The sequence below is a fragment of the Paenibacillus sp. 2TAF8 genome, assembly GCF_052114825.1.
GTDB lineage: Bacteria > Bacillota > Bacilli > Paenibacillales > Paenibacillaceae > Paenibacillus.
In genome coordinates this window covers 51,616-74,685 of record NZ_JBFRFN010000007.1, presented here as the reverse complement: position 1 = coordinate 74,685, position 23,070 = coordinate 51,616, and the positions used below count along the sequence as shown (strand labels likewise).

At 42.7% G+C, this 23,070-nt stretch carries 21 protein-coding genes; 6 read left to right on the top strand and 15 right to left on the bottom strand.

Annotated elements, in window-relative coordinates; all coding sequences use genetic code 11:
* The gene (locus AB4Z30_RS12590) at positions 1-762 is read right to left on the bottom strand and encodes a hypothetical protein (RefSeq protein WP_441926772.1); all 762 of its coding nucleotides are present in this window, start codon (positions 760-762) and stop codon (positions 1-3) included.
* Between the two features lie 243 nt (positions 763-1,005).
* Between AB4Z30_RS12590 and AB4Z30_RS12585 the strand changes: the two genes are divergently transcribed.
* Together AB4Z30_RS12585 and AB4Z30_RS12580 are read left to right on the top strand one after the other, a co-directional pair.
* Positions 1,006-1,374 carry a PadR family transcriptional regulator gene (locus AB4Z30_RS12585; protein WP_441927129.1) on the top strand — a complete coding sequence of 123 codons (369 nt, stop codon included), beginning with the start codon at positions 1,006-1,008 and terminating at the stop codon, positions 1,372-1,374.
* Positions 1,340-2,251 (top strand): permease prefix domain 1-containing protein, encoded by a 912-nt coding sequence (locus tag AB4Z30_RS12580; RefSeq protein ID WP_441926770.1) that lies wholly within the window; start codon positions 1,340-1,342, stop codon positions 2,249-2,251. Before AB4Z30_RS12585 ends, AB4Z30_RS12580 begins: the two co-directional genes overlap by 35 nt.
* Positions 2,252-2,436: 185 nt before the next feature.
* Here the strand turns inward: AB4Z30_RS12580 and AB4Z30_RS12575 are convergent, their stop codons facing one another.
* From AB4Z30_RS12575 to AB4Z30_RS12545, 7 genes are all read right to left on the bottom strand, one after another.
* Positions 2,437-3,435: a hypothetical protein gene (locus AB4Z30_RS12575; protein ID WP_441926768.1), complete on the bottom strand. Its 999-nt coding sequence runs from the start codon at positions 3,433-3,435 to the stop codon at positions 2,437-2,439.
* Between the two features lie 73 nt (positions 3,436-3,508).
* Entirely contained in the window at positions 3,509-4,030 is a 522-nt protein-coding gene (locus AB4Z30_RS12570) for a hypothetical protein (protein WP_441926766.1), read from the bottom strand.
* 25 nt (positions 4,031-4,055) lie between these two features.
* Entirely contained in the window at positions 4,056-4,562 is a 507-nt protein-coding gene (locus tag AB4Z30_RS12565) for a hypothetical protein (protein ID WP_441926764.1), read from the bottom strand.
* Between the two features lie 541 nt (positions 4,563-5,103).
* Positions 5,104-5,283: an aspartyl-phosphate phosphatase Spo0E family protein gene (locus AB4Z30_RS12560; protein WP_441926762.1), complete on the bottom strand. Its 180-nt coding sequence runs from the start codon at positions 5,281-5,283 to the stop codon at positions 5,104-5,106.
* 306 nt (positions 5,284-5,589) lie between these two features.
* Entirely contained in the window at positions 5,590-6,945 is a 1,356-nt protein-coding gene (locus AB4Z30_RS12555) for a transcriptional regulator (protein ID WP_441926760.1), read from the bottom strand.
* A 29-nt stretch (positions 6,946-6,974) separates the two neighbouring features.
* Positions 6,975-8,348, bottom strand: a complete 1,374-nt coding sequence (locus AB4Z30_RS12550; protein WP_441926758.1) for a helix-turn-helix domain-containing protein — start codon at positions 8,346-8,348, stop codon at positions 6,975-6,977.
* A gap of 249 nt (positions 8,349-8,597) precedes the next feature.
* Complete coding sequence (locus AB4Z30_RS12545) at positions 8,598-9,893, bottom strand: transcriptional regulator (RefSeq protein ID WP_441926756.1); 1,296 nt, start codon at positions 9,891-9,893, stop codon at positions 8,598-8,600.
* A 383-nt stretch (positions 9,894-10,276) separates the two neighbouring features.
* Between AB4Z30_RS12545 and AB4Z30_RS12540 the strand changes: the two genes are divergently transcribed.
* On the top strand, positions 10,277-11,401 hold the full coding sequence (locus AB4Z30_RS12540; protein WP_441926754.1) for an LLM class flavin-dependent oxidoreductase: 1,125 nt from the start codon (positions 10,277-10,279) through the stop codon (positions 11,399-11,401).
* Between the two features lie 126 nt (positions 11,402-11,527).
* Here AB4Z30_RS12540 and AB4Z30_RS12535 read toward each other — a convergent pair whose 3' ends face one another.
* Positions 11,528-12,109 (bottom strand): TetR/AcrR family transcriptional regulator, encoded by a 582-nt coding sequence (locus AB4Z30_RS12535; protein WP_441926752.1) that lies wholly within the window; start codon positions 12,107-12,109, stop codon positions 11,528-11,530.
* 355 nt (positions 12,110-12,464) lie between these two features.
* On the opposite strand from AB4Z30_RS12535, the gene AB4Z30_RS12530 reads away from it, so the two are divergent.
* Positions 12,465-13,685 (top strand): MFS transporter, encoded by a 1,221-nt coding sequence (locus AB4Z30_RS12530; protein WP_441926750.1) that lies wholly within the window; start codon positions 12,465-12,467, stop codon positions 13,683-13,685.
* 432 nt (positions 13,686-14,117) lie between these two features.
* On the opposite strand, the gene AB4Z30_RS12525 is transcribed toward AB4Z30_RS12530, so the two are convergent.
* Complete coding sequence (locus tag AB4Z30_RS12525; RefSeq protein WP_441926748.1) at positions 14,118-14,528, bottom strand: DUF2000 family protein; 411 nt, start codon at positions 14,526-14,528, stop codon at positions 14,118-14,120.
* Positions 14,525-15,088, bottom strand: coding sequence for a hypothetical protein (locus AB4Z30_RS12520; protein ID WP_441926746.1), 564 nt, complete (start codon positions 15,086-15,088; stop codon positions 14,525-14,527). Before AB4Z30_RS12520 ends, AB4Z30_RS12525 begins: the two co-directional genes overlap by 4 nt.
* 202 nt (positions 15,089-15,290) lie before the next feature.
* Here AB4Z30_RS12520 and AB4Z30_RS12515 point away from each other — a divergent pair, with 202 nt between their 5' ends.
* Both AB4Z30_RS12515 and AB4Z30_RS12510 read left to right on the top strand, forming a co-directional pair.
* Positions 15,291-16,532 carry an ATP-grasp domain-containing protein gene (locus AB4Z30_RS12515; protein WP_441926744.1) on the top strand — a complete coding sequence of 414 codons (1,242 nt, stop codon included), beginning with the start codon at positions 15,291-15,293 and terminating at the stop codon, positions 16,530-16,532.
* Between the two features lie 83 nt (positions 16,533-16,615).
* Positions 16,616-18,004, top strand: coding sequence for an MFS transporter (locus tag AB4Z30_RS12510; RefSeq protein ID WP_441926742.1), 1,389 nt, complete (start codon positions 16,616-16,618; stop codon positions 18,002-18,004).
* 428 nt (positions 18,005-18,432) lie between these two features.
* Here the strand turns inward: AB4Z30_RS12510 and AB4Z30_RS12505 are convergent, their stop codons facing one another.
* The 4 genes from AB4Z30_RS12505 to AB4Z30_RS12490 form a co-directional block, all read right to left on the bottom strand.
* Positions 18,433-19,539, bottom strand: coding sequence for a Glu/Leu/Phe/Val family dehydrogenase (locus AB4Z30_RS12505; RefSeq protein ID WP_441926740.1), 1,107 nt, complete (start codon positions 19,537-19,539; stop codon positions 18,433-18,435).
* Between the two features lie 344 nt (positions 19,540-19,883).
* Entirely contained in the window at positions 19,884-20,519 is a 636-nt protein-coding gene (gene cdaS, locus AB4Z30_RS12500; protein ID WP_441926738.1) for a sporulation-specific diadenylate cyclase CdaS, read from the bottom strand.
* Between the two features lie 137 nt (positions 20,520-20,656).
* A complete protein-coding gene (locus AB4Z30_RS12495) occupies positions 20,657-21,223 on the bottom strand; it encodes a hypothetical protein (RefSeq protein WP_441926736.1) in 567 nt (188 codons plus the stop codon).
* Between the two features lie 163 nt (positions 21,224-21,386).
* Complete coding sequence (locus tag AB4Z30_RS12490; RefSeq protein ID WP_441927126.1) at positions 21,387-22,907, bottom strand: DUF6359 domain-containing protein; 1,521 nt, start codon at positions 22,905-22,907, stop codon at positions 21,387-21,389.
* Positions 22,908-23,070: the final 163 nt, after the last annotated feature.

Below are 23,070 nucleotides of genomic sequence, written 5' to 3'. Positions count from 1 at the left end.
CTATGTCCGATGTGTTCTGGATATGACTTTCACAAACTTGAGTGCGATAAGTCCGCAGGTAACATAACAAAGTGTGATGAAATTCATGTTGATCAGACTCAAATGTGGGAACGGGCTATCCATAAACCATTCTGCTAATAAAAAAGTTAGATTCCTGACGTACTCCATAGGGTTGATGAACACCAGAAGTAGACCATACTCTGTTGAATACGCCAGTCCCTTTGCAGATAGAAAAAACATGACCAGTAAGCTCATACTGATCACAGCATTCAGCGACTCTTGCCTTACTGGAAGAAGCATAAGGATAAGCGTTAATAAAATGACCATGACAGATCCCAATATACAGCTTGTTAAAGAAACCGCGAGAAACAAAGCAACCTGTCCAAAGCTATCCAGGAATATCACTCCCGATACTAGCGAGAACAGAAGAATGGTCAAGAACAGAAAACAAATTTGGTTCAGAGCTTTTCCCCAGATAATGGGATATTTACTACCCGAGATAAATTTGAACATTTTGAAAAAACCGCTCTCCCTTAAAGAGATCAGATTGGTCGTCACATCGATGGACATCACAAAGATAATATATGAAACAAATACACTGGTTTGGATGTAGAACTCATTGATCTCAGGCCCCTGAGTAAACCACTGAACATTAAAGATAAAAAAAGCAATGAGAGGAAAAAACAGATACCATACGAATGCTACTTTGTTGCTTAACATCATTTTCGTAAACAAACGGAAGTATTCACGAGTTATTTTCAAAAAACAACCTCCAATTTATCCATTGTTACATGCTGTATTGAAAGTTAACGCAAATAAATATATTCCAATTATATAATATTTTTCTAAATATTTTATAGTATTTCTATCAGAAATGTTTTTAGATATAGTCAACTTCTATCAAAAAGATGGATTCATACAATATAGAGCCCAAAGATTTCTCTATCTTCTTGGAATATTTTAAAATATATGTTAATTTAACTACATAGAAATACATAGTAGGTGGTGTATCAGTTGAAAAATGAAATGATCAAAGGATATATCGATGGTATTGTGCTGTCTATTTTGAGTCAAAGAGATGCTTACGGTTACGAAATATCTCAACACATTAATCAAGTAACCGATGGGGCATTTCTGCTCAAGGAAGGTACGCTGTATCCTGCATTAAAGAGGCTCGAAGCCAATACTTACATTGAAGGCTACTGGGGTGAACAAGAAGGTGGGCCTAGACGGAAATATTACAGGATAACAGAGGAAGGCCAACTTCGACTTGAAGCGATCAAAACCTCATGGGAACAAAATACACATATCATTAATATTTTCTTAGGAGGAACGGCGAATGGACATTCAATCCTATTTAGACCAAGTGTTTAAGAAATCATTTTTATCTAAACGAGAGCGCACTGATTTGGCAGAAGAAATGGCTGCACATTTACATTCCTCCAAGGAGCATTATATGAATGAGGGAAGCACAGCCGAACAAGCAGCCACCAAAGCCATAGCCTCTTTTGGCGATCCGATCACCATAAGAACGAAATTGACTCAAGAGACCTATGGTCTATCAAGCAAACTGATCCTACAGTTTATAACGATAAGCTTTCTCTTATATTTAAGCTCCCTGTTCACAGGAATAATTCTTCATTACTACGATGTTCATAACCGAGTGATCGAACTTTTCCCTGTAGTCTTCATTACTCTATGTGCCATGAGCAGTGCTTTACTGCTGACTCGCAAAAACACAGATCGTTGGTGTCTATTGTCGGTTCCCATTTTATTTGGGTTAGGATATTTGCAGGCATATCTAGGTCTTTTGAAAAATAGGTTTGGGGGCGCCGATTCATTTACGCTTTTTGAGAATTTATTTTTTAGCGGTGCGTATGATTTTTCAGAGCGCAGCAGCTTCATGTTTATCGGTGGTCTGATCCTAACAGTTCAAACACTCATTTTGTTTATTTTCAGCAAAAATATCTATATTTCTTTGATGCCTTTTGTATTCTCTATTCTTTACACCGTATCTCACATGGTTGTTTTTGGATCATATTATATGTTCTTTGGGGACGGTTTTACTTCATCCGTTACCAATGGATACAGCGTTTTTGCCGCCGGTAACATTCAACGCCTCTCAGATATCGGTGTGAAATTAGGTATGTGTCTTGTATTATTTTTCACTTTAAATTCGTTGAAGAAGCGAATGTTTAAATCTAAACTTCAATATGACAGACGTTCAAACGTAAAACCCACCGCTAGTTGATAACATGCGGTGGATTTGCTCTTCAAAGTACCTAAATATGCAGTTATTGAACTGGGAAGTAATTATAACGATAATCGTCTAAAGTTTTTAATAATTCTTCAGCAAAACCAATTTTTTTCTAATCGATATTAACTGACGTGTTGAGTGTTACAACAGAAAATGAAAAAAATTGAAAGAGTATATTACTACTTTACATTGACTCCTACTCGTATAGATGCTTCAGTGTCCCTATTATACATATCTAATTTTTGAAAAGGGTTACTGATTAAAAGGGCTGTGAGATCATAGACACCTTCCTGATCTGGAGCTGTAACTTCTGTTTTTAAACTAAAAGCATTATCTTCTTGTAGCTTATAAAATAATACATTTTTATCTTGCGTGATATTTATTTGTTTCCAATCTGACAGAATGACAAGAGCATAGGTCTGATCTTTTTCACGAACTGAATTGCCTATATGAACAAAATATTGAAGTCTCTCATTTAATCCAACATTCTCGGTCAACCACCTTTGATAATCATTGTTTTTTGATAAGAAGACACCTCCTAAATTTTTATCTTCTAATTCACCTGTGTTATCAAACTGGATCTTGTTAGGTGTGTCGTTATCTCCAACACTCACACTAAACCGTTGGAATAGTAAGTGATTAAGGTCAGTTTTTTTTCTAAACTCTTCATCTAGTGATTTATCATCAGGATATTTAGCAATAACAAATAAAATATCATGCAAACCTTTTGATAAAGGGGGGACCTCAACAGGAATTTCAATTGTTTGACCAGCTTTCATTTGTACATCAAACTCTAACAAAGGTTCCCCATCATCTACACTAAAAGGCACTTGTTGGTAATCAACCAGCAAAATAAGCTTGTAAAGTCTATCCTTTTTAATCATATTTCCTAAAGAAATAAATTTCTTCACACTTTCTCCTTCTTCAACTTGAAAGTGGAATTCTGTTTCAATATTTCCATTAGGATTATATAAACCTAATGATATGCCGTTAGATCCACTTGCAAAAGGTAAACTATCTCTATTCGCTGTACTCGGTATTTTCTCTTTGAAAAGCGATGTGTCGTCACTTGATTCTTGTGTCGCTACTGGCTCTAAATCTTTTATTTCAGTCTGTCTAGAACATGCCATCAGAAGAAGAAGTAAGCATAGGACTACCCATACAGTAATTTTTTTCATTTCACACTTCCTTTTCAATATAAAGAAGAGCATCTCGGCCGGGGCCGAGGTGCTCAATTATACATTTGCTAGATCAATCACCATAAGTATCTGGGAACCAACTCGTATACCCTGTATGATCAAACGCATGGTAACCGTAAACTTCGACATCACCGAAAATACCGCTATTAGAATCGATATGTGATCTTGCCTGACTGTCATTGTACTTATGATCACTATCCGTACCCACATAACCTTGATTTAGATACACAACTGATCTAGCACCAAGGTGATCTATATTTTTCCTTTTGCTTTTACTGTTGTCCGTCCATGATTCAGAAGTGCTACTGCCAATACCTAAAGTACTGACCTCCGAATGAGCTGTCCAGTGTGGAGCAGTACTTGCCAATGCAGATATAGATTCTAAATCTCCCGTAATTGATGGTGAGAATTCCTTGTAAGGAATTTTTTCCGTATCAAAAACTGCATTTTCTGTTGACTGACCATATCCTAAGCTATTGATGTCTATAGCTTGGTTAATATCAGTATCTGCGAATGCGAAAGAAGATGCAGATAACATTAGAGCAATCAATGCTCCAGACACAACTTTCTTCAACTTCAGCAACCCCTCTTATTTAGACTTAGGTATCCTCAGTTTCAAAAATAACGATTTTGTAGCCTGTATTCTCAAATTTATGTTCACCTATAGATTCTTGATTTCCTATCACCCTTACGCCATATGCTGTGTAAATACCTGCATGAGAGGCATCTTTCTGATCGTCTACGGCTGAAGAATAAAGATCTCCTGATACATATAATTTAGCTTTCGCATAAATACGATCAATCCTCAATTGTTTTTCTTTACTGCTATTTGTATATGCATCCGAGAAAGCAGAGGCTCCCCCTATTGCATAAACTTTAGTCTCTCCAAAATAATGAGGAGTATCTGCTGCAGCTAAAGCTGATACCGATGAGATAGGTTCAGCTGCGAAGCCTTTCACGTTAACTCCTTCAATTATCTCGTCATTCACAGTTGACTCATAACCCCCATCGATTATCTCGTTATTTACCGTTGACTCAGTAGCAAATGCAGCAGATGGTAACATGAGTAACGAGCTAAATAGTAGTAATGATAACTTTTTTTTCAAATTAAACCACTCCATTCAGGAATAATAAACTTAATTATTAATTAATCAGAGAGAGATGAATGATCAGGCTCCTTTCGTTTTATTGAGGTAATCATATTTTTTTTATTATGTATGATCGACTCAATAAATACTATTCTATTCATTTAAGTAATATCCTTCTAAATTTTAAAAATAAAGTTATTTTATTGAGTTGATTTAATCATTACGTACACAATACCGATAACTACACCGATATAAAGGTAGTAATACTTAGGTTTTTTATCCATTACTAGCACCTCCAAAAATTAACTTTAGACTATAAGGCTTACTTGAATATCATCTTTCACAAAATTACTAAAGATTCATTATTGTAAACAATACAAAACTAACCAAAGTTTGGTTTTTTATAATAAAAGTTTTTCAGAAAGAAAAGGATAACGGGAAGGATTCACCTAAATAAATAGCTTTAATATATCGTTAAAGTGAGGAAACTTTAGTTGTTCCTTTACCAATGATTTAACATCTTTCGGAATTGTCTTAAAATCAATATGTGTATTGTATTTTACTTTTTAATACTCATATTCATTCCTAAAGTAAATCGATTATACTCATTAATTAGCTCATCCAACGCCATCGACTGCTCAAGCACTTTCACATTCGGAATTCCATATTGATCTACCAAGCGACTCAGCTCTTGCCGACCTTGCTCGATTTGGTCTTTTAAGATACTCCGTTCTCTCATGGCTTGTACCCCTCTAGGACATTCTAGAAAAACATTTAATGTGAGTAAGCTATTTAGTTTCGATCATGATGAAAAGTTCTTTTAAGAACATATTACGTTTTGCATAATATTGTAAAAAGAATTCTTTAGAAAACACTGTGCTCCGCCTAGTCCTTTTTCAAAACACAAAACAGCCTACCTCAAAAGCAGATAGGCTGTTTGTTTTATTTAATATTTATCGTTTTAAATAATTGTAAATACGTCTCTTGCTGAGACAAACTGGCTTGATGTCTATGAGTTCCGTATAAATCAATACATTTTACTGTATCAAAAAGTCGGCAAACTTAACTTTTCTACTATATTTTTGTACTTTTGGATCTGTGTTTCATTGGCTTCGCTCCGATACTCCCCGTACAAATCTAAACATTTAACGCACATCAGATCATCTTTACTAGAAGAAGAGAGATCTAAACACATGAGTAAGGCATCAATTCCAAGTAAGTAATTACGTTTTTTTATTTGATAATATCCCAATTCATAGTAAAAATCTTGATACCCGTGGTTTAACATTTGATCGTTATAACCACCTTTAAAGTGCATGTCTGTATTAAACAATTTGATCTGGTCTTTAAATCTATCTAAAGCAAAGTCAATGTTAAAAGAATACTGATTAGCTGCTTGCAAAATATTAACGAATCCAGCTAATATTTCTGACGGGTTGTTTTCGATATAATTCAAATAAGAATCGATTACATTTTCTTGACCAAGCATCAATTGGGAGGCATATTGATTCCCTTCCCCCCATCCTCGGAACAAATCTATTATTTGTTGATCCTCTTGTGTAGGATTCCCAACCTCAACCATTTCCAAGTATTTTTCTGTATACTTTAGGACATTTTCATATTCCTTACGGGCATCATAAACGCTTGATATTAATAAGTTTGCATAGGCTACATATGTAAAAAGAGGATAGGCTGTTAGCCTTCTTTTATTTTTTCGCCTACGAGATTGAATTTTTAATTGGAATTCTGCTTTCCGTTCCAGTTCCCGTGCCCATAAATCGACCTTGTCCCACAAATGTATCGTCATATACACGTTAGCCAAGTCTTTAATTGCATCCAATTGCACTTCTTCACTTAATTTATCAATATACGGTTCGAACTTTACTGCAGCATTGAGATTATCAAATTTACTCAGTGTTTTATGAAGCAAGAAAATGCGGTACTGGCAAAGGGCCAACCGCTCCGAATGTTGATACTTTTCGCTGTCGGCCACACATTCATATAAAATGAGTGCCGCTTCATTCATGCTTTTATTAAAGAGAATCTCTGCCACATCAAATAACTCATCAATATAGGATTGATCATCTGTCACATGAGTAATGACTTGTTGTATAATATCTAGCTTACCAAGTTCAGCACAACGATATAAAAACGGTTCTAATCGCCTCCAATGGGGCGCAGATTCAATAAAACATTCAACTCCATACATTTCATAAAAGTACCCCTGTTCCAAACCCATTGCTGATGTGATTTGGTCTAGTTGATTCATTGAAATAAGTCTGGTTCCTTTGATGATCGCACTTAATGTCCCCACATTAATGTCAGCAATTCCTGAAAATTGCTGTAGCTTATATCCCTCATTCTTCAAGTAATCTTCAATATAGGAACGTATATTGGACATTGTCTTCATCGTCCTCCCCAGATAATTTACTATTGAAAAGTTGGTACACTTAACTTATCTATGAGTTTTGTATACTGCTCTTCCTGGGTCTTACTAGCGAAATGTCTGTATTTTCCGTACAAATCAATGCATTTGATACACATCATGTCATCATTGCTTGAGACAGATCGTTCGAAACTAGTAATTAAATGTTCGATCCCCTGCTGGATTTGGTTTTGACTTAATCTGTATTTTGCTAGTTCGTAAAATAAGCGTATATATCTAAGATTCAATGTCTCCTCGTTGTATGTCCCTTTTATATAATGTTCTACTTTTATGTTATTTATATGAGTCTTAAATTTATCTAATGCCCTGTCAATATCGTATGAGCACTGGTTAGCAGCCTTCACAATATATACGAATGCTGTTAAGATTTCTTTTGGATTGGCATTCAGGTAGCCTAAATAGTCATCTAAAATATTGAAATCGCCCAACAATAATGTATATAAATATCGATTGCCCTCAGCCCAGCCCTTGAATCGCTCTATCAATTCTTGCTCTTCCTCCGTCGGGTTTTCAATTCCATCCATAATATCCTCATAAACATCCGTGTACTTCAAAGCCTGCCTGTATTGTTTATGTCTTTCGGATACAGTTGCCTTTAACAAATATGCATAAGCTCTGTAACTAAATATTGGGTAAAATGAGACTCTTGGTTTGGTTTTCCTCTTGCCGGAGCGAAAGTGCAGTTGAAACTCGACTCTTTGTTCCAATTTTTCAGCCAAATCTAATACTCTATCCCACACATGTATAGTTGCATAAAGATTTGCTACATCCTTGATAGCATCTAATTGTACTTCCTCATTTAATTTTTCAATATATGGCTCAAACTTTATTGCCGCTTTAAGATTATCAAATTTGCTCAGTGTTTTATGAAGCAGGAAAATACGGTACTGACAAAGGGCCAACCGCTCCGAGTGTTGATATTTCTCACAGTCTGCAACACATTCATACAGAATAAGAGCTGCTTCTTTTAATCCTCTAGCAAAAAAGCTCTCAGCTACATCAAATAACTCTTCTATATAAGATCGATCATCCGTCACATGAGTAATAACTTGTTGTATACAATCCAATTTACCTAGTTCAGCACACTCGTATAGGTATGGTTCCAAACGTCTCCAGTGAGGCGATGATTCAATGAAGGATTCTACTCCGTAAGTTTCATAGAAATAACCCTTTTTTAATCCCATTGCAGAAGTGATCTGATTCAGTTGGTTTATAGACATTGGTCTGCTACCCTTAATAATAGCACTTAATGTCCCAACATTAACTCCTGTAATATCGGAAAAATGCTGCAACTTGAGGTTTTGTTCTCTCATATATTTCTCAATATGTACTCTTATTGTGGGTACCAATTCCTTCACACCTCCATCACTTAAATCGCTTATAATTCAATAAAATATAATAAATGTTATTTTAATCCTGTATTTTACATTGGTCAATCTATGAAAATACAAAAAAAAGGTTACTCTCAATACTTGAAAGTAAACCTCATTGACTCTTTAAAATATCCCCACCGTTATATTTTCCCAATACCATGAGAACTACCCATCATTTGTATAATTTCATTGCTATTAAAATTAGCTAATTGAATTACATTAATAATCATAATACTAAGCAAGATTATAGAGTATATTTTCTTTTTTCTCATAAGCTTTCTGAACCTCCATCATGATAATTTTGTACTGATGCTCGATTTCAGTGGTGCTCATGTTTTTGTACTTCTCATACAAGGAAATGCAGTGAATGATATCTGTTTGATTGTTAAATCGTACAGACTCTCTCAGACAGTGTATAAGTTGCTTTAAACCCTCTTGATATTCATAACGATTTAAGTGATAGAGAGAACGTTCTAACAAAAATGCAGCATAAACTTCATTTTTCATCTGTTCTGTGTATCCTTTTAAACAGTTTATTTCCGAATTAATTCTATCGCTGAACTTATACAAAATATCATCAATATTTCGATCAAATTTATTAGCTGCCTCTAAAATATTAATGATTGCAGGTAAAATTTCCTCTTCATTCTTTTCAATAAATTCAATATAAGCAGGTAAAACAGTGTGGTCACCCATCATTAATTTATATAAATAAGTATTGGCTTCCGCCCATCCGGCAAATTTATCAATAAACAATTGATCTTCTTCATCCATTCCAGAGACTTTAGAAAGTTTGGCATAGAGCTCTGTATAGACTAAAGCCTCTTCATACTGCCCCTGCTTCTCACATGCCGATGATTTAAGCAAATTGGAATAAGCTCTATATACAAACAAAGGATAGGCGGTAATTCTATCACTTTTGTCTATTTTTTTCTTTGTATATGACTGCAAGATTTTTGTTTTCTGATCTAATTCTTCAGCCAAATTAAATACCTTTTCCCAATATCGAAGTGAAGCATACGTATTCGCCAAGTCCTTAATCGCATCCAGCTGCCTCTCTTCATCCAAACGATTAATATACGGCTCGAAGTGCACGGCGGCCCGGAGATTATCATGTTGATTTTGGCCTAGCGAGAGGGTAAAAATGCGATACTGGCAGAGGGCCAGGCGCTCGGAATGCTGGTATTTCTCGCACTCGGCTACGCATTCATATAACATGCGGGCAGCTTGTTGCTGACCGCGCTCCAGCATACCTTCGGCCATCTCGAATAGTTCGGAGATATAGGAGCGATCGTCCGTTACTTGTTGGATCACCCGTTGGATGCAGTCCAGCTTGTCCAATTCTGCACAGCGTTGCAGGAACGGCTCAAGCCTTCGCCAGTGAGGAGCCGATTCCACGAAGCACTCCGCACCGTACGTCTCGTAGAAGTAGCCTTCCTCCAGATTCATGCCCTGGGTAATCAGATCAAGCTGCGCCATGGCGATGGGGCGTGTTCCCTTAATAATGGCGCTAAGCGTTCCAGCGTTCACTCCCGATATATCTGCAAAATATTGAAGGGTATATCCCTGTTTCCTGATGTAATCCTCAATCGTTGAGCGTATCGTAGTTGCAGGTTCCATGTATCCCACCTCCACAATTAAAATCCAGAAATTTGAATTTATATGATTAGACCAATTTTAATCCTAAATTTTACAGTGGTCAATAACAATCGTGGCAATAAATTTACATTTTTATGCAAGCACAAGAACTTCTACATCTCCAGCTTGTCTTCGCCCCGAATTGCTTATAGAAAAAATCCATTAGAAGAATGGACGGGAACGTGATACATTTATTCCAACTTCAATATCCTACTATTTCCATAGGATTATACAACACGGACAGACACTTTTATACAAGCAAGGGAGTACATTCAATGAAATTTGCCTTGTTTAGCCTCATGATGAATCTACCTAATGCCGTCACAGGGGAAGTTTTGACGACTCAGCAGAAATTCCATAACATCCTGCAACAAGCACAGCTCGCTGAGCGACTGGGATTCGACGCCTACGGCATCGGTGAGCGACACGGAGCACCTTTTCTGTCTTCATCGCCGCCGGTTGTGTTAACAGCGATTGCTGCGGCTACCTCACTGATTCGTCTGCTGACCACGGTTACGGTTCTCAGCATCCTTGATCCGGTTCGGGTTGCCGAGGATTACGCTACGCTGGATCAGTTATCAGGAGGGCGGCTGGAGCTGATTATTGGCAAAGGGAATGACCCGCGTCATTATCCGCTGTTTGGCATTCGTGAGGAGCAGCAATGGGACTCTCTGGATGAACGATATCATTTGCTAAAGCGGCTGTGGTCGGAAGAAAATGTCACCTGGGAAGGGACATACCGCCCTCCACTTGATGGAGTGACAACTTGGCCGAGACCCCTTCAAAAGTCCATTCCGCTCTGGCATGGCAGTGCGTCCAGCACGTTATCTACAGAACTGGCTGCCAAATACGGTGAGCCGCTGTTTACCTCGAATTCTTTCCACCCTCAGGCCAAATACAAAGCTTTGATCGACCATTACCGCGAGCGCCTCACTTATTATGGTCATGATGCACAACAAGCTGTAATTGGTTCTGGTGCTGGCAGCCTCTATCTTGCGAGCACAGGCGAAGAAGCCATTCGCCGCTACAAGCCTTACTACGAAGCATTTCATGCTACCGCGGCGGCACRGCATAACCAGTCTCCTTTTACGGATCTGGAGGATAACATCGCCCGAGGCCCGGTTCTGATCGGCAGTCCGGAGCAGGTGATCGCCAAGATTCTGGATTATCATGCCGCTTACGGGCACCAGGTGCTCAGTATAAGCGTTGACGGACTCACGCATAGCGAGCAGTTGGAGCAAGTGGAACGTTTTGCTACAGAAGTGGCTCCTGTATTACGACGTGAACTGCCAAGTTCAGTGTGGAATGATCCCCCCGTTTTAAACGAGCACGAAAATTCCTTCATCCCCAAAGCGACGGACACATGGCCCACTGCCATCTCCCCGATCTTCCAGGTGTAAGACTTCGTTTGGCCACGTAGTAACCGTATCCCCGGGTAATTCGGTCTTTCTCCGAATTGCCCTCTTTCTCTTTCTTTTCCTCTTCTTCTCTACCTTCATTGATCCCATGTTAGCTATCACTTCTTGCTATGCCTCAGACCCGATGCCTTTAAATACGGTACTGAGCAACAATTCCACAAACGTATCATCCATCGGCTCACCCGTGACCAGCATCCGGTAGAACACAGGCCCATAGATCATGTCGATATACAGCCCAATGTCCAGTCCCTGCTTCAACTCGCCACGTTCCACGCCTTTCTCCAGAATGCCCCATGCTTCACGCCGGCGAGGCTGAATATATCTGCTGCGGTATTCTTCCGCAAGGACGGGATCAGACTGTCCTTCTCCGATGATCTGTGTAATGACTTTCCCTTCGGCACTTGTCAAAAATTGAACCAGGTTCCCTGCATGAGCACGCACATCCTCATAGACAGACCCCGTATCCGGCACAGGTAATCTGGCCGTTAAAGCCGACATGTACCCATCTAGCATAACAGCACCTTTGCTTGGCCACCATTTGTAGATGGTGGCTTTGCTTACCTGTGCACGTTCGGCAATCTTTTCAATCGTCACCGCCGCGAACCCATCCTCCAGCAACAGTTCATACGCCGCGGCAAGAATGGCATTCTGGGTTTCCATGTTGCGGGGACGTCCTCTTTTTGCAGTCATTGCAGACCCCTCCATTGTAATCATCTATATAAGCTTAACTACAGTATTTGCACAACCACTTCAATGACAGAATAACCTTCCACTCGCTGTTATCCCCAATAAAAAATACGATACGTTCATTATACTAAAATGCAGCGTCAATATACATTTTTAAGCTCACAGCAATGTCATTATATTTCCGCCCTATCTATGTAAAATTACTATGTTCTGTAACTGCCTATTTACAATACTAAACGTATCGTATATTATTTAGGTGTAATTAGTAAACGGAACGTACATTAATTAATTTGCACATCATTCTCAGTGAAAATGGCAATTAAATGACCATCATAAACTATTATTGGAGGTTGATCTTATGGATACCAAACAGAAACAAAGTACCAACCAGACTCAGACTACCGTCCCTGCCTGGATTATTTTCCTGCTCGCTGCTTCCTGCGGTCTGATCGTAGCTAACCTGTATTATGCTCAGACCGTTCTAGGGCCAATCAGCAACACTACAGGTCTCTCGTCTGCCGCAGCCGGATTAATCGTAACACTGACACAGATTGGATATGTCATTGGTCTGCTGTTCATCGTGCCGCTCAGCGACATCATTGAAAATCGCCGTTTAATGGTTCTATTTCTCATTGTACTTGTAATAGCGCTGAGCACCGCCACCTTCTCCACCAGTGCTTTCCTCTTTCTGACGGCTTCACTGCTCATCGGCATCGGTTCTGTCGTTGCTCAAATTCTGGTGCCATATGCTACCTACCTGACTTCCGAAGAGCAACGCGGGCAGGTGGTCGGCAATGTGATGAGCGGTCTGCTTCTCGGCATTATGCTCGCACGCCCTGTCGCCAGCTTTATTACCAGCGTGTTCGGCTGGCAAGCGGTCTTTGCATTCTCGGCCGTGGTGATCGCGTTGCTCATGTTGCTACTGTCGCGGGCACTTCCAGCCCGTCGGCCTGATCCAAACCTGACTTATGGACAATTGATTATCTCTCTCGGTACACTGCTTCGCACTCTGCCTATGTTGCGGCGGCGCGCATTCTATCAGGCCAGCTTGTTCGGCGCATTCAGCCTGTTCTGGACGACGGTGCCTCTCCGGCTGGCAAACGACTTTGGCCTGTCGCAACAAGGAATTGCTTGGTATGCTCTTGCTGGGGTAGGCGGCGCCATTGCCGCTCCGATTGCCGGAAGATGGGCAGACCGCGGTTTTACCCGAGTACTCACCGGAGCCGCTATGGTCATTGCCGCAGCCTCCTTTGCTCTGGCCTATCTATTCCAGAGCCATTCCACACCGGCCTTGATCCTACTGGTCGTGGTCGCCATTACGCTGGATATGGCTGTTTCCGGTAATCTGGTGCTGGGTCAACGCGTCATCTACTCCCTTGGCAACGAGGCAAGAGGACGTGTGAACGGCTTGTTTATGTCGATCTTTTTCATCGGTGGTGCCATCGGTTCTTCACTTGGCAGCTGGTCATATGCCCATGGCGGCTGGAGTCTCACGACGCTGATTGGTCTAGTGATGCCGCTGCTCGCGCTGCTGTACTACTTCACGGAGAAAAAGGTTACAGCCGTGAGCGGCACATAACCTGTATCTAACCTATACCTGTACCAGCACCTTTATCTTTATCTGTGCCTGCACGCACCTGCACCTGCACCTGCATCTTTATCTTTTCCTTTGTCTTTGTCTTTACCAGTCTATATTTTACCTATACTTCTATCTTTACCTTTCCATGCCGCTACTCATCTATCCCAACCCCATCTGCATCACCAGATACAGAGCATTCATCTAAAAAATGCCCCTATACAAAGCAAGGGCAGAGGCCATCCATAGGATCGCTTCTGCCCTTCTTGTTATGTTCGTAACCCTTATGTTCGTACCCCGCACGGACAAGTCGTTCTGTCCTGCGCTATTCTCCGCTCTGCTCTGTTCCGTTCCAGCCAAGCGCAACAACCTGAATGCTTTATCCTAGCTTACTCATTCTAAAGCGTATCCCCAAACCTACCTTATTTCATTACACTATTTCATCACGCTGAACTTCTTGGTCGTCGTCCGAACGGACTCGTCTTCTCCCCATACAATGACACCTACGACTTTGGTCGCCTCCAATGTCATCGATGCAATTTCACTTGCATATTGCTCAAAAGCGTTATTCAGGGACTGTCCTGTCTGTGTAAAAACAAGATGTTTCAATCCGTCCTGATTCTCGGCACAGGATTTAGCCAGATTGATCAGTTGATTCTCACCTGCCTTCAGAATAACGGTGCTATAGCGGATGCCAGCATGCTGAATGCCGCTCTGATCCCGTACAGGCTGATCCGCATATAACTCCGGTTCGTTCAGAGCAGCTTGTCCCATAAGCAGTGCTGCCACATTGGCTGCGGCTCCTTGCTCCAGATTTTTATCCAGTATTATTGCAATTCTCTTCATACGAGTGCATTCACCCTCTGTGGTTTTTTCGTAAAACATACCCATGGCATTTGAATGCCTTCACGCAGCACTTTATACGTTACCAGTCCGTAATGATCTGCACAGAGCTGGTTCGTGAGTGCAATGGAGGTCTCTGTATTCAACATAACCTGCCTGCAAGCCTCCGGGTTGGAAGATACCGTGTGGTTCTCTCTATAGGCAATATTCAGTTCAGATAACAAGTATGTAGTTGCCGGATGATGAAAAATCGTATCAATCTGCTCTGGACAAGCGGCGTGGAAGCCGGACAGCACCAGTGCAGGGATCTTCTCTACAAAACTTTCGGACACGACCAGATCTGAATCCATAATGAAGCTGTTCAGCTTGGGATACGCTCCAGGCACCAGCAGACAGGAAATCGCGCCGGATTTCAGGTCTTCTGCAGCCGCTTCGAATTCGGGGTATGGCTTAAKCATATCAGAATTATCCATTTTTTTTGCAATATGCATGCTGCAAGTCAGGAATCCTTCCTCGTCACCCAAGGTGCCCAGTATGGCATATTTCTCTTTGTTTATATCCATTTATCTCCATTACCTCCCATTTACCTTCCAATTCGGTACGATACTATACCAAAAAATTCCTGCTGTCAATTAACACTTCAACGCATCAAAAATATGTACAATTGTGCATAAATTTTTACAAAAAATGTATTGAAAACTGAAAATAATGAGCTATAATATTGTGAAAACCATTCATTATTTCAAATTTTATCCAGGAGGACATATGAAAACTATAGTATACATATCTGATTTCAGGCTTCCCTTTAGTTTAAACTTCGTGAAACCCTTGACCAAATATACAGACTGCCGAAAGATTCTGATTATTGAACGCCATCAATTACGCCATCCCGAACGACTTGAAACTTATTTTGATGAGATTAGATACGTTGATCATCTCGAATCTGTGGACGCCATCCGGGCACATATCCAGCAAATCCTGCAATCTCACTCCATCATTGCTCTGTTAACTCCGGGTGAGAATGCCATTGAGATCGGCGGACAACTCCGTTCCGAGTTCGGCATTCCGGGCATGCAGCGCAATCAGGCCGAAGCGGTTCGGAACAAATGGATTATGAAACAAATGTTGCATCAGCGCGGAATCCGCACGTCCAGAACGGCCATTGCACTCCAGAAACAGGACTATCTTCATTTCTCCGCTATGTATGGGTTCCCCATCATTGTGAAGCCGCTCAGCGGTTACGGTAGCATCAACACTTTCAAACTGTCCAGCATGGAAGAACTGTTGCATTATCTTCAATACACAAGACAAGAACAGCAACGAGATTTGCTGGAAGAATTCATTTACGGGACAGAGTTCCACTGTGACTCCATTGTGTGCAAGGGAGAAGTGGTGTTTGCTTCTGTTTCCCAATATCTCTACAACTGTCTGGATATCGCAACGCAGCAGAAACCTCCAGCTAGTATTACCTTCCCCAAAGGAATAGAAGCGGATTTTATCCAGCGTATCCAGGGCATCAACAGACAAGTTATTGCCGCACTTGGCATCAATCAATCGGTGACCCATGCGGAGTTGTTCCTCACGCCGGAAGGCGAAGTGGTTTTCGGAGAGATTGGAGCCAGAATCGGGGGTTCACATGTGATGCCGCCTTGCATCAAGAACACGCATGGTGTGGACTTTTTTGAAGCAGTGACGGACTTGGAACTCGGTACATATACCTTTACGCGGCAGGAGACCCATAACAAATTCACGGGTATGATCTGCTTACCTTCCCGCGCAGGAGTGATCCAACACATCTCCGGGAGAGACGATTATAAGGATGTCTCAGGTATTATTGAATTTAACGTCTCCTATGAAGTGGGGCAGCACGCTGGGGCTGTAAACGACACGATGACCCGCTCAGGGTTCGCTATTGTGGAAGGTGATTCGTTTGAGGAATTACGTCAGACGCTGCTGGAGATGTATGATCGATTCGTCATTGAGGTGGCGGTTCCCGAAAACGTATAAGATCGTGAATACGTAGCAGAAATTGACCTTAACGTCGTGGATTTTTACTGGGATTGTGTTTTTCTTGGGGAGGAATGAAACGATTGTCTTTATTCAAAACATACGCGGGACTCAGCCGCGACATCTATTATCTCTGCTTGGCAAGAACCATTAACAGCACAGGAGATTTTATTTTCTCCCTGATCACCTTGGTGCTTACGCTGCAGATGGGCATGAGTGTAGTCAGCGCAGGTATTTTTGTATCCATGGCGGCTCTGATTAGCGGCCCTGGCGTACTGCTTGGCGGTTATTTAAGTGATCTGATTGGCAAAAAAACAATCATTGTCTCCGGGCAGGTATTGTCTGCCCTCATGATCATGAGCTGCTCCTTCTGGTCAGGCACGATGACCATCGGTTATCTTCTGATTGCGGTCATGTTCTTCATCAGTATTACACGCCCGGCGTATAACGCCTTAATTATTCAGTTATGCCCGGAGGAGAAGGAGCGGAAATCGGCCTTTTCCCTGATGTATCTCGGAGCCAACCTCGGTATCGCGCTTGGGCCATTGATTGCCGGTTTTTTTATCAAAGATTACGTGCATATCGTCTTTCTGAGTATCGGTACCGTATTTCTGATCTCTACCTTCATCATTTTGAAAAAAGTTTATGTTGGTGCGAGCGACCAAACTATGCAGACTAATACTGGAGAACGGGGACATCACACACAGCAACCGCAGGGGGAACAACAACCATATGGGAAGCAACAACACCAAGAACACCTGCAGCCGGGACAGCCAGAACATAAACAAGGTCGCTCTCCATCCAGGCAGCAACAAGGATCAGAGTCTTTGCCTTCGCCATTGTTCCCTATGTTGCTGAAGAATCCACTTGTTGTTTTTTTCATCGTGGTATCTTTTCTTAACTATTTTATTTACATGCAATACTCGTTCAGCCTACCCTTGCAGATGAACCAGACGTTCGGTGAACATGGAGCAGCGTACTACGGCTCAGTCATGACCATTAATGCAATCAGTGTCATTCTTCTGACCACGCTGGTGCTATCGGCGACCCGTAACTTCACGGCTCTAAACTCCATCGCGGCAGGCGCTCTCTTCTATGGCATCGGATTTGGTGCGCTATACCTGCTCGGGGATTGGCCTCAATTTGCTATCGTTGCGGTATCTACGGTGCTCTGGACGATTGGAGAGATTTTGGTGCAGACCAATATCAATCTGTATATTGCATCCCGCGTACCCGACAGCCATCAGGGGAGATTTAACGGCTTGCTGTTGTTTGTCGGTTGTCTGGGCTATACCCTTAGCCCTTATCTGACGGGCCTGTTCATTCGAAGTGTGGATATGAAGAGTGTATGGATCATTATTCTGGGAATTAGCCTGCTCTATGCCGTGTGTATGATTCTTCTCTGGTATATTGAAAAAAACGCCACAAATAACCGTGGAATCGAATCACCTGATTACTCGAAAAGTGTTTAAGTCTAAGCCTCGGTTTATAAGAGCTTCCGCTTAAGCTTATGCTAAAACGAAATCAAGCAAGCACACCAAAAAAGGGACAACACTGAATGGGGTCTGCACGAAGAACCTCCAAAAATTTGTTTTTTCGGAGGTTACTACGTTCGTTTGACCAAACCGTCAGGATTGTCCCTTTAGTTCATCTATATAAGTTGAACTAAAGATTTTACACAGTCCACTCCGATGACAGAATAACCTGGAGAGTAGCGGTTATCCCCAGATTTTTTTAATTCCCTTCTCCAAAAGGGAAAATCCGGTGATAAGCGTATGCTTTCGATGTAGCTTTCTTTCAGAAAGCTTTTAGGCGAATGCTTCGCTTTTCCAGGTTTTTTCTGTCCTCTTCGTTAACGTGTAAAAGAATAGTTCAACTTACATAGCTAGGCTGGTAGTGTTTATTTACGCAGTCTGCGTGCACTTAATGCGTGATGACCGTTCTGCAAAAAGCTGCTGCGCGTGTTCTTCATCATCTCGATCCGCTGCTCGGCAAGACGGTCTGCCGCCACATAGGTAGCAATGCCTTCGGTGCGGGAGCTTTCGAAAATTTTCTCCAGCGTGGTGTAAATCTCGCCGATCTTCGCCCAAGCCCGCTCCGCATGATATCCGTTCAGCTCATCGGCAATGTTGATTACCCCGCCTGCATTAATGACGTAATCCGGTGCGTACACGATGCCTCGCTGATACAACTCATCCCCATGGCGTGGCTCCAGTAGCTGATTGTTCGCACAACCCGCAATAACTTTGGCTTTTAGTGCCTTGAGTGTATCATCATTAATCGTGCCACCAAGTGCACATGGCGCATAGATATCACATTCGACACTGGTAATGTCCGCCGGATCAACCGCCTTGGCGCCAAAACGTTCCACAGCGAGCTTCACAGAATCCTTATGAATATCCGTTACGATAAGCTGTGCGCCTTCCTCGTACAGATACTTGCACAGATGCATCGCTACGTTGCCTACACCTTGAACGGCGATTGTTTTGCCTTCCAGCAGATCGGTGCCAAATGCTTCCTTCACAGCGGCCTTGATGCCGCGATACACCCCCCAAGCGGTTGCTGGGGAAGGGTTGCCGGACGAGCCATAGCTAGCTGAGATCCCTGTGACATAATCGGTCTCCTGATAGATCAGATTCATGTCTTCTTCTGTCGTTCCCACATCCTCGGCAGTGATGTAACGGCCGTTTAACCCTTGAATGTAGCGGCCAAAGGCGCGGAACATCGCTTCATTTTTGTCACGGCGCGGATCTCCGATAATTACCGTTTTGCCCCCGCCCAGATTGAGGCCGGATACTGCATTTTTATATGTCATGCCCCGAGCAAGACGCAGTGCATCTTCAATAGCTGCTTCCTCTGAAGCGTATGTCCACATCCGTGTACCGCCAAGCGCAGGTCCAAGTGTTGTATCGTGTATGGCGATAATGGCCTTCAAGCCGGAATTTCGATCCTGGCACAGAACCAATTCCTCATAATCATGCTGCTTCATTGCTTCAAACCAACTCATGTGCTAACCGTCTCCTCTAAACCATTTTTGCGATAAACCGCAGACTTCCTATGAACACTCCACCCTCTATTGTACCCATATCTACCCAGTTTGTGCAAAAGGGACACCACTATGTTCGCTTTAAGCTAGCACCGTCGTATCTAAGCCAGTTAAGGCTGATGAGATATTTTTGAAGGAATGAAACTCGCCATAGCAAAAAGAGGCCTCGCCTGTCACCCCTGTGACTGGTTGGTTAGCCTCTTCAATAACTCGATAACAGATGCGCGGTCGGATTAGTTAACTCATGTGCTCGTTCGTCTCATGTGCTGTGTTCGTGGTCACCTCAATCTAAGCTGCTCTATGCTCTAGGTCAGCGTTTCAACCACATTAATCGGATGCAACGCCCCGTCCACCGCAAAAGAAGCCTGTCCTGTCTCTTCCGAGACAACCAGTACTACCGCATCGGTCAGCTCGCTTAATCCGAGCGCAGCCCGGTGACGTGTACCCAGCTTTCGCTCATGCGCTTCGGCTTGGGATAAAGGCAGCACATTGCCAGCAGACACAATCTGGTTGCCACGAATCAGTACTGCCCCATCATGTAGAGGCGCACCGGGAATAAAGAGTGATTCGAGCAATGCATGGGTTACTTTGGCATCCACCGCTACACCGGAATGAATCAGCGGCTCCAGCGGAACCTCCCTTTCAATGACAATCAGCGCGCCGTACCTGCGGTCGGACAGATGTTGCACGCTGGACGTCAGCTCTGCAAACTTCTCGGTGAATGGAGACAGATAACAGTCCAGATAAAAAGAAGAAGCGAGCACCTCAATGTGTTTGATCTCGGCACGAATCTCCGCAAACTGCCCCAGCAAGCAGACACTGTCATGGTCAAAACGCGATAATGTCAGATTCATTCGCTCGGCTACACGGTGCAGGTCTGCCTTCAACTTTTGCCGCATCAGGGAACTGTCACAGTCCGCTTGTCCTAGGTGCTGATTCATCTTATGCCACCTCCCTCTTCTTAAATCCGTACTCATCTGGTTCCAAACCTGACTGCTTTCTGAATCATCTGCTCTCCGGCTCCAATTCCATGATTAGTACCCCTACCTTCCCCTGAAGAGGCAAGATTTATGCAGACTTAATCAACGGCTATAACACTCCATTTCCCCACTTGATCCGCTACAAAATATACGGTTACCGCCGCATGCTCTATCTTGTTCTCTCTTATCATTTCGCCTTCGACTGTAACGAGTATTTGGTTTTTCGTTTCATCTTTCGAGATATGATTTATATCTGTAAACTTATAATCTCCATCATAGCTCCACATATAGGCATCAGCGGTTTCGGAATCTTTGAACGTACTGCGGAATGTTTTTTCATCTGAATGAGCCTGTGCAACCAGATATTTCTTCAAAACTTTCTTGATCTGGTCATTCAGCAGTGGGTCCCTTTCTTTCTCAAAATCAATGAATACTCCTCTTTCAAAGTCAGCAAGAACCGGTGAATCAGGACTGTTTTGTTCTTGGTCTATTTTATTTTTTCCTTTGTCTTCTTTGTCTTCTTTGTCTTCTTTCTTCTGCTGCTCGATTGCTTGCTCATTCACGGCCTCATTTAGATTTGTATTATTCTTGGCTTCATTTCCGCAAGCAACTAAAATGACAATAATGCCTGACAGGAACAGCAACATCCTTAATTCCCTGTTCATCTTTAATCTCTCCTTTGCCGTTTACGTGCGGTTAGATCGCTTATATAAACAAACAACGTTAGATATATGTAAAGGTTACGTAAAACACAAGAAGAAGCCGGGTGACGTACCCCAGCTTCTTTTTGCGAAAATTGTCTAAACCACTTCTGACTCTGATAAAATCCTATTGAGCCTTGCCGTACGAACCGGCTTTAAATGTTGTTGGATCATACCATTTATACCCTGCAGCCGGAGCAGCCCATGGCTCAGCCTTTGGCTCGGTAGAGTTCGCTGGTGTCTCCATTGGCAACAGGCTTGTTGCTGTATCGAGTGTCAGACCTGGCACTTGGGACAGGCTGGTATAACTCTCTTTAACCGCCAGCCATTTCACCGTATTCACGAGGAAAGTGGCGTCGTCTACTTCTTTGAAACCGTCATACGTCTTTTTGGTTGCTCCATTTTCTTCACGCAAATATTTCGGTGTTGCATCCTCAACCGGAGAGGAATCACCAATGAATGCGGCCTTCCCTGCGCCCACTTTGGCAATCGCAGCGTACGCCCCTTCTGCTCGTCCACCGCTATTGTATACGCCTTGATCTACGGCGTTATTCCATTTGGACACGCCTGCTGGAACATAAACCAAACCTTTGGCTTTGTTCGGGTCCATAATTGCAATCGTTGATCCGGCATGCATCGCTACAGCTTGTACACCTGTCGTAATCCCAAAAGCTTGTGATGGTGCTACGATATCCGTGGCGTTCACATCACCCAGCGCGTTATAGCGGAAACGAACGCCAAAGTTACTTCCAAGCCAGTCCGAGCTGATTACACCCTGCATCGCCGGGGATTCCGCTTCGGCGGAGGACATACCTTTGGCTGGATTCAGGAAAGCACCACGGCGGTAGCCGTTGAACACTTCGGATGAATCCCAGCGGTTTTTGTTCCGGTCTGCATTATAGTGATCGGAGATGAAGAAGACACTGCCGCCATTCTGCACGTATTGCAGGAGCGCAGCCTGCTCCGTGGCCTTGAATGGCACGTTGGCTTCGCCGATGACAAACACGTCATAGTCTTTCAATTTGTTATAGGTGTACGCTTGCTCACCAAATGTATACGGGATGCTGCGTTCCAGCTGATCCACGGTAAAGCCTGCGTTTCGCAAACCAATCGCAAAGTCTGAAAATGCTCCATCGATAATCCAGTCAGCCGCGCCCGCGGTCTGAGCATGAGTGTTATCAAACAACACTTTTTTGCCGTTGCCGCCCGGAAGAGGTGTGCCCGGATTCGGATTTGGCTCTGGGTCAGGATTTGTGGTACCTGTAGAGAGGGTGATCGACGTTGGATTTTTGACACCGGCATAGCTGTTATAGGCGCCAAGCGTTCCCGTCACGATAATTTTTTTGCCTACCAGACCTGGGTTCGAAGTCAGTCCGTATTGAGCACGAAAGGAAGAAGATACCTGCACATCCAGCAGTTTGGCGTTCGAGCGCTCGGATGCCGAATCTGCAATCAGCACATTAAAATCATTGGCATACGGGGAGGTGAACTTGGCCGTCAGTGACCCGGTCGCATGTCCCACAACATAACCTTCGACGGTTGCCGTGCCTCCGCTGCTCTGAGCAGCAATGGCTTGTGATACGGTAAGTGGTGCTGCGGCTTGAACCGGAGACTGATACCCCGGAGCGAGTAACGTTGTTACCATCATGATAAAGACCAGGAATGCCCCGATCCAGTGCTGCTTTAACGCCTTTTTCATATACCCTTTCTCCTCCTCCATTTTGCTTTCATTAAACTTGTCTCTTTTCTAATTTAAAGCTTCATATGATGAATTCCTCTCGATTTATGTAAAATTTTTGAAAAAAGTTTGA